Below are 2,788 nucleotides of genomic sequence, written 5' to 3'. Positions count from 1 at the left end.
TGGTTTTAGCGACTCCACCTTTCATGTTGACCATCGCGACGGTTTCCACAGACAGGGCCCCATTCCACCGACGGCGAACTGCCGAACGTAGGTTTCTGTAGAGCAGAGAATCTCGGGCTTATCCACACCTGGCGTTCGTCAGATCGAAGTGAGCTGCCTAGCCCGACGCGTGTGATTGCCCGGCCCGAAGGACATCGGACGTGCATCGGGTAGACCATACGAACGCCATACGAAACTCGCAGGCCATAACTTCCTACGTCGTTGTTATTATGAAAGTTATAGGCCGTGGGTAGGTTGCCCTACATCACCCACCATCGTCTTTCTCGACTGGCCAAAGGCAATAATCCCGGGGACGCCGGTGACGATTATTACGTCCAGCCGCCGTCGACGACATACTGCTGGTTCGTGATGGCCGAGGCCTCCGAGGACGTGAGAAACACCACGACGCGTGCGATGTCTTCGGGGACCAGCCGGCGCTTCAGACATTGCCGCTCGTAGAGTTCCCGCTCGGAGTCCGGCGTCACCCATTTCTCGAGCTGGCGCTCGGTCATGATCCAGCCCGGTGCCAGGGCGTTGACCCGCACGCCGTGCTGGCCAAAGTCCCGGGCCAGCGATCGCGTCAGCCCCAGCACTGCGGACTTGGACGCCGTATAGGCCGCCATGCCGCCCTGACCGATCATCCAGGAGGTCGAGCCCAGGTTGAGAATCGATCCGCGTCCGTTGGCGACCATGTCCGGCAGTACGGCCTGGGCCGCGAAGAACTGGTGCTTCAGATTGACCGCGATCCGACCGTCCCAATAGGCCTCGGTGACCTCAAGGGTCGCATGCCGTTCGTCATGGGCGGCGTTGTTGATCAGGGCCTCGATCGGCCCTAAGCGGCTGCGCACGGCCTCGATCGTCGCCTTCAGCGCGGGGATATCGGTCAGGTCGCAATGGAAGAAGGCCGCATGGCCCTGCCCGCTTTCGTTGATCTCTGCCTCCAGGGCTGATCCTCGGGCCTGATCGATGTCGATGAAGGCGACGCGGGAGCCCTGGCGTGCGAAGGCCCGCACGATGGCTTCGCCGATCCCTGCGGCTCCGCCGGTGACGATGACCGTCTGGCCCGCCAGATCCGGATAGACTGCGCCCATGACCACTCTCTTTCGCTCGCTTCGCTTCTGGCGTGTTCAGCTTTTGGCCTGGAGCCAGCCGTTGACGTCCAGCCAGCGCATGAAGACGTCGAACCAGCCCAGGCTGGTGCGGCCTTCGTTGCCCAGGCCGAAACCGTGGCCGCCGTTCTGATAGAGGTGCAGCTCGACCGGCTTGCCGGCCCGGTGCCAGGACTCGACCAGGCCGATGCCGCGGTTGCCGAACAGCGGATCGTCGATCGCCAGAGCCACGAACATGGGCGGCGCGTCGGCGGGCACCTCGACCGCGTCCATGGACCCGTAGATCGGTGCGATGAACACCGGCCTGGCCGCTCCGCCCGCCAGGGTCGTGGCCATGGTCGTGCCGGCGCCGGCCGAGAATCCGACCATGCCGATGCGCTCGGGGTCGACGCCCCATTCCCCGGCGCGGGCGCGGATCATGGCGAAGGCGGCCTCGGCGTCGGCGACCGGATTGGCGAAGGGCCCGCCGGGCCGGGACGACATGGCATCGACCGTCGGGCGTGGCGGCCGGCGTTCGCCCTCGGCGAACATGCCGTTCATGTTCCGCTCGAACTCGGCCAGATCGGTGGGCGTGGGCTGCAGTCGGTATTTCAGGACGAAGGCGGCGATGCCCCGGTCGGCCAGGGCCTGGGCGACTTCCCAGCCCTCGTTGTTCATCGACAGCCAGCGCAGGCCGCCGCCGGGCGCCACGACCACGGCGGCGCCGTTCGCCTTGCCGGGCGCCGGCAGGACCGGGGTCAGGGTGGCGACCGTGACGTTGCGCGTGAAGATGTCGCCCCACTGGTTGAACCAGGTTTCGGGTGAGGACTGTCCATCGACCCCGCCGGTGTTCAGAGGAATGGCGTTGGGCTCGGCCGGAGCCTCGGCGGGGGTGACGGGCGAGGTCTGGGCCAGGGCGGGCGCGGCCGACAGGCCGAGAGCCGCCAGCAGTAGAGCCAAGGCCGCGATGGGACGAAGTTTCACTTGGCGTCTCCTGTTGAGAGTGTTGATCGGGTGCCGGTGCGCGCTGGAGACCGTGACCGGATCAGGCGCTGACGTCGGACGCCGGCAGGGCGTGGGTCGGGCGTGACCCCCACAGGGCGTAGAACAGGATGTACAGTTCGCAGACCATGGTCAGCAGGAAGGACAGTTGCAGGCCGTACCGGTCGGCCAGCCAGCCCTGCACCACGACCAGGGCCCCGCCGGCGATGGCCATGATCAGCAGACCGGACCCCTCCTCGGTCAACGGCCCCAGACCCTTGATGCCCAGGGTGAAGATGGTCGGGAACATGATCGAGTGGAACAGGCCCACCGAGATCAGCGCCCACATCGCCAGGGGTCCGCTGGCAAAGGTCGCAACCCCCATGACCACGAAGGCACCGACGGCGAAGACGGCCAGGACCTTGTCGGCCGGGAAACGGTGCGTCAGCCAGCTGCCGAAGAACCGACCCACCATCATCCCGCCCCACAGGATGGCCAGATAGCGTGAGGCCTGCTCCTGGCTAATGGCGGCGATGTCCGGCTGGGACACGAAGTTGATGAACAGGTTGGCCACGCCGATCTCGGCGATCAGATAGATGAAGATGGCCGGCACGCCCCAGACCAGGTTGCGGTGCTTCCACAGGGACAGGCCCTTGCGATCCGCGGCGCTGGCGCGGCGA

At 66.1% G+C, this 2,788-nt stretch carries 2 protein-coding genes and 1 pseudogene; all 3 read right to left on the bottom strand.

The features are described 5' to 3' along the window. Window positions 1-368 precede the first annotated feature (368 nt). Window positions 369-1,130 (bottom strand): SDR family NAD(P)-dependent oxidoreductase, encoded by a 762-nt coding sequence (locus tag ACILQR_RS16395; protein ID WP_395652425.1) that lies wholly within the window; start codon window positions 1,128-1,130, stop codon window positions 369-371. A gap of 36 nt (window positions 1,131-1,166) precedes the next feature. Beyond that, entirely contained in the window at window positions 1,167-2,111 is a 945-nt protein-coding gene (locus tag ACILQR_RS16390) for an alpha/beta hydrolase (protein WP_395652424.1), read from the bottom strand. Between the two features lie 61 nt (window positions 2,112-2,172). Further along, window positions 2,173-2,788, bottom strand: a pseudogene (locus ACILQR_RS16385) (glucose/galactose MFS transporter); the annotation flags it as partial.

It is taken from the genome of Brevundimonas sp. (genome assembly GCF_044239655.1).
Taxonomy (GTDB): Bacteria; Pseudomonadota; Alphaproteobacteria; order Caulobacterales; family Caulobacteraceae; genus Brevundimonas.
Note: the sequence above shows the minus strand (reverse complement) of the source record. Positions and strands in the feature narration are given on the sequence as shown.